6 protein-coding genes are annotated in these 4131 nt (G+C 59.2%); 4 read left to right on the top strand and 2 right to left on the bottom strand.

Annotated elements, in window-relative coordinates:
* Both L0H65_RS15640 and L0H65_RS15635 read left to right on the top strand, forming a co-directional pair.
* Window positions 1-193: surface lipoprotein assembly modifier (locus L0H65_RS15640; RefSeq protein ID WP_301460002.1), on the top strand; the 193-nt coding region annotated here is incomplete at its 5' end.
* A 63-nt stretch (window positions 194-256) separates the two neighbouring features.
* On the top strand, window positions 257-685 hold the full coding sequence (locus tag L0H65_RS15635; protein ID WP_301460000.1) for a VOC family protein: 429 nt from the start codon (window positions 257-259) through the stop codon (window positions 683-685).
* 25 nt (window positions 686-710) lie between these two features.
* Here the strand turns inward: L0H65_RS15635 and L0H65_RS15630 are convergent, their stop codons facing one another.
* Both L0H65_RS15630 and L0H65_RS15625 read right to left on the bottom strand, forming a co-directional pair.
* Complete coding sequence (locus L0H65_RS15630) at window positions 711-1505, bottom strand: inositol monophosphatase family protein (RefSeq protein WP_301459999.1); 795 nt, start codon at window positions 1503-1505, stop codon at window positions 711-713.
* Between the two features lie 148 nt (window positions 1506-1653).
* Window positions 1654-2016 (bottom strand): helix-turn-helix domain-containing protein, encoded by a 363-nt coding sequence (locus L0H65_RS15625; protein ID WP_301459998.1) that lies wholly within the window; start codon window positions 2014-2016, stop codon window positions 1654-1656.
* Window positions 2017-2362: 346 nt separating this feature from the next.
* On the opposite strand from L0H65_RS15625, the gene L0H65_RS15620 reads away from it, so the two are divergent.
* Together L0H65_RS15620 and L0H65_RS15615 are read left to right on the top strand one after the other, a co-directional pair.
* Window positions 2363-3331 carry an NADPH:quinone oxidoreductase family protein gene (locus tag L0H65_RS15620; protein WP_301459997.1) on the top strand — a complete coding sequence of 323 codons (969 nt, stop codon included), beginning with the start codon at window positions 2363-2365 and terminating at the stop codon, window positions 3329-3331.
* 72 nt (window positions 3332-3403) lie between these two features.
* A partial coding sequence (locus L0H65_RS15615; RefSeq protein ID WP_301459995.1) for a LysR substrate-binding domain-containing protein occupies window positions 3404-4131 on the top strand: 728 nt, incomplete at its 3' end.

The raw sequence follows: 4131 nt of genomic DNA, 5'->3' as shown, positions 1-4131 counted from the left end.
TGGCGTCCTCAAGGTGCCGGGCGGGCGCACAGACACCACCGGCTATGCCGAACTCCAGATGCAATTCAATGACATAAGCTATGCTGGTTTTGCCCCGGTGCTGAAGATGCGCTATCAGCGCACGCAATCGAACGTCAGCCGGTTCGACGCCAGGGAAAGCGCCGTGACGCTTGGTCTTGCCTCGAAATTCTGACCCCTGCCCCCTCGTCATCCGTTGCAGTTGCCCTATACTCGCGGGCATCACAGGAGAATTCGGATGAAACTCAAATATCTGCACACCATGGTTCGCGTGCTGGACCTTGAAAAATCAATGGCGTTCTATCGGTTGCTGGGGCTGGAGGAAACGAAGCGCTATGACAATAACAAGGCGCGGTTCAGCCTGATTTTCATGGCACCGCCGGGGCAACCGGAATGCCCGCTGGAATTGACCTACAATTGGGACGGCGACGACGGTTTGCCCGCCGACAGCCGCCACTTCGGCCATCTGGCCTATGAGGTCGATGATATTTACGCACTTTGCGCGCACTTGGCCGCGAATGGCGTGGTGATAAACCGTCCGCCGCGCGATGGGCACATGGCCTTTGTGCGCAGCCCGGACAATGTGTCGATCGAGTTGTTGCAAAAGGGCGAAGCCTTGGCACCTGCCGAACCTTGGCTCAGCGCGCCAAATATCGGGCATTGGTAGGCCATCCGCCGTCACCGATTTTTCGTCAAGCGTTCAGCAAAGCCAGTGCCGCCGCGTGAATCTCTGCATTTGCGGCGGCGATAACCTGCCCGCCTTGATGGCAGGACTTGCCCTGCCAATCGGTCACCAGCCCACCCGCCGCCTCGATCACGGCAAGGGGTGCCAGCACGTCATAGGCTTGCAAGCCAGCCTCGATCACCAGATCGACCTGCCCCGCTGCGAGCAGAGCGTAGCCATAACAATCCATCCCGTAGCGCACCAGACGGACCTCTTGGGCGACACGGCGGAAAGCGGTCGCTTCCTGCGCCGTACCAATCTCGGGAAATGTCGACAACATGATGGCTTCGGCCAGGCTGCGGGGCGCGCGCGTTTTCAGCGTCTTCCTGCCCAATGGTCCATTCACCTCGGCGATCCCGAAGCCGCCTTCGAACCGTTCCTTGATATAGGGTTGATCAATGATGCCATAAATCGGACCGGTCGCATCCGCGATGGAGATCAACACCCCCCAGGTCGGTGTCCCCGCCAAATACCCCCGCGTTCCGTCAATCGGGTCAAGCACCCATGTCAAGCCCGAGGTTCCCGGCGTTGTGCCGAATTCCTCACCCAGAATACCGTCCAGGGGCCGACGCCGCGCCAAAATCGCGCGCATCGCCTGTTCAGACGCCCGATCCGCCACAGTGACCGGATCAAAATGCGCCTTATCCTTGTTGTCTGCCGTCAGATCCACGCTGCGAAAATGCGCGAGCGTCGCCACCCGCGCGGCATCTGCAAGCTCTGCCGCAGTATTGCGGATCGCATCAATCTCGGTTTTGGTCAGCATGTGTTTCTCCGGTTTGGTGCCGCGCGTCCTCCGCTGTCCCGGTGCTTTGCATGGGCGAGCGAAGGAAGGCGAACCAAACCGGCGCTACCGTTTTGCGGTAGATCGGTCAAGCGTTTCCAAAACAGGGCTTTTCAGCCCTTTCGTCCAGCTAAGCCGCGTCGCTCAGCACCCGTGCCAGATCAAACAGGCGGCGGCGCTGTGCCTCGGGTATGGTGTAGTAGGAGCGCACCAGCTCCAGCGCTTCCTTGTCGGCCAGCATATCGCCTTCCACTCCACGCGGGGTTTCGCGGGCATCGTCCAGACCTTCGAAAAAGAAGCTGATCGCAACTTCCAGCGCGTCGGCGATATCCCATAGCCGCGAGGCAGAGACACGGTTCATCCCGGTTTCATATTTCTGAATTTGCTGAAACTTGATCCCGACCCGATCCGCCAGTTGCTGCTGCGTCATGCCGACCATCCAGCGACGATGACGAATACGTTTGCCGACATGGGCGTCTACGGGGTGTTTCATCAGATACTCCATTCAAATTTTACAACGTCTGACAGTATACAAGCAAATTTCGTGCCAATGTTCGAAATCCAGAGATATCCACCGAAAGAAATGAAGTTTCTGCCAAAACCTGTCTAATTGGACAGGTCGAATTATACAGATGAATAGGCCGTTTCCCGCCGAAGTCGCGCTCACCTGTCAGGTGCCGAAAACAGAGCTCACTCGCTATATGCGTGTTTTCACTATTGCAATGCAATTTGCGAATCTTTAGACGCTAGAAGTTGCATTATGCGATAAACTGGCGCTGGTCTTGCGCTGATTTCCGGAATATTCAGGATAGCACACGCACTTCCGGGTTCATTCTACCATGCTTGCTTTACGCCTCGATGCCGTTGAAACCGGCCCAGCACTCCAGAATATCGCCAAACCGCAACCCGGTCCCGGCGAAGTCAGGTTGCGCATTCGGGCCTGTGGGCTGAACTTCGCCGATCTTCTGATGCTGGAAGGCAAGTATCAGGAACGGCCCGCCCTTCCGTTCACTCTGGGGATGGAAGTGTCTGGCATAGTGGACGCGCTTGGTGCCGGCACCTCTGGCCCGGCACCCGGTTCCCGCGTTGCCGTGGTGGGCGGTCATGGCGGCCTCGCGGAGTTCGGTTGCTACCCGGCAGCGGCCTGCACCCTGATCCCGAAAACCATGAGCTTTGAGCAAGCCGCCGCATTCCAGATCGCTTATGGCACCAGCCATATGGCACTGGACCACCGCGCGCATCTCCGCGCCGGAGAAACCCTGTTTGTTACCGGTGCCGCTGGTGGGGTTGGCTTGACCGCAGTGGAAATCGGCAAACGCATGGGCGCGCGGGTCATCGCCTCGGCGCGTGGCGCAGAAAAGCTGCGCATCGCGCAGGACGCCGGGGCGGACGCCTTGATCGACAGCAATACGCCGGGGTTGCGCGACACGCTCAAATCGCTGGGCGGTATCGATGTGGTGTATGATACCGTCGGCGGTGCCGCCTTCATGGAAGCATTGCGCGCGACAAGGCCCGAGGGCCGCTTGATCCCGATCGGTTTTGCCGGTGGCGATGTGCCACAGATCCCCTCCAACCTTTTGTTGGTCAAGAACCTGAGCGTGATCGGTCTCTACTGGGGCGGGTATCTGAAATTTGCCCCTGAAACAGTTGCGCGGAGCATGGCGACACTTTTCGAATGGTATGGCGCAGGCGGGCTGCATCCGCACATCAGCCACGTCATCCCCCTGCCCCGCGCATCTGATGGGCTGGAACTGCTGCGCCGACGGCAATCGACCGGCAAAGTCGTGGTCGTGATGCCGGAAGCCTGAAACGCAAGCTTCCGCGTTGCGCCCATTGCTTGGAGGTTGACAGAGATTAGTCAGCGCATCAACTTGGCTAATATGATCGCGAATCTTCCCTTTACCGCCCTGCGCACCTTTGAATCCGCTGCCCGGCTTCGCGGTTTCGGCCGCGCGGCGGAGGAATTGGGCGTGACGCAAAGTGCAGTCAGCCAGCATGTGAAATCGCTGGAAGAATGGCTCGGCACGCGACTGTTGACACGCGGCTCCGGTCGGGCAGAGCCGACTGAGGAAGGCGCACGGCTGGCATTTGCAGTTGCGGCTGGGTTTGGCAAAGTTGCAAGCCTGTGCCACGAATTGCGCGAAAAAGACAGCGCGCACCCCGCGATCGGATTGTCTTGCCCGCCGGGATTCGCGGTGAACTGGCTGTTTCCGCGCCTGATCGGGTTTGATCAGGCGTATCCCGAATTCCCGGTCTCGATCATGACCACCGATGCCACCGCCAATTTTGCCGAAGGCGAAGCTGACATCGCTATTCGCTATGGTTTGGGCGATTATGCCGGGTTGCATGTCGAACACCTGATGTCCGAACACCTGTTCCCGGTTTGCGCACCGTCACTGCTGGCCCGCCTGCCGTTGCGCGAACCCGCAGATATTGCGGTGCATACTTTGCTCTACGACAATATCGCCGATACCGGCGGCACACCGCCGACCTGGGATTACTGGGCGCGTGAGTTGGGGATTACCCTGCCGCGCCCGGCCCGCGTCCGTCGGTTCGGGCAATCAAACATGGTTATTCAGGCGGCGATCAGCGGCTTCGGAGTGGCTTT

Origin of the sequence: Pseudorhodobacter sp. (assembly GCF_030452865.1) — a bacterium.
Taxonomy (GTDB): Bacteria; Pseudomonadota; Alphaproteobacteria; order Rhodobacterales; family Rhodobacteraceae; genus Pseudorhodobacter.
Note: the sequence above shows the minus strand (reverse complement) of the source record. Positions and strands in the feature narration are given on the sequence as shown.

What these genes read in the sequence shown, in the direction of transcription:
- L0H65_RS15635 (WP_301460000.1), top strand. Translation starts at nt 257, where the DNA reads ATGAAACTCAAATATCTGCACACCATGGTTCGCGTGCTGGACCTTGAA.
- L0H65_RS15630 (WP_301459999.1), bottom strand. Translation starts at nt 1,505, where the DNA reads ATGCTGACCAAAACCGAGATTGATGCGATCCGCAATACTGCGGCAGAG.
- L0H65_RS15625 (WP_301459998.1), bottom strand. Translation starts at nt 2,016, where the DNA reads ATGAAACACCCCGTAGACGCCCATGTCGGCAAACGTATTCGTCATCGT.
- L0H65_RS15620 (WP_301459997.1), top strand. Translation starts at nt 2,363, where the DNA reads ATGCTTGCTTTACGCCTCGATGCCGTTGAAACCGGCCCAGCACTCCAG.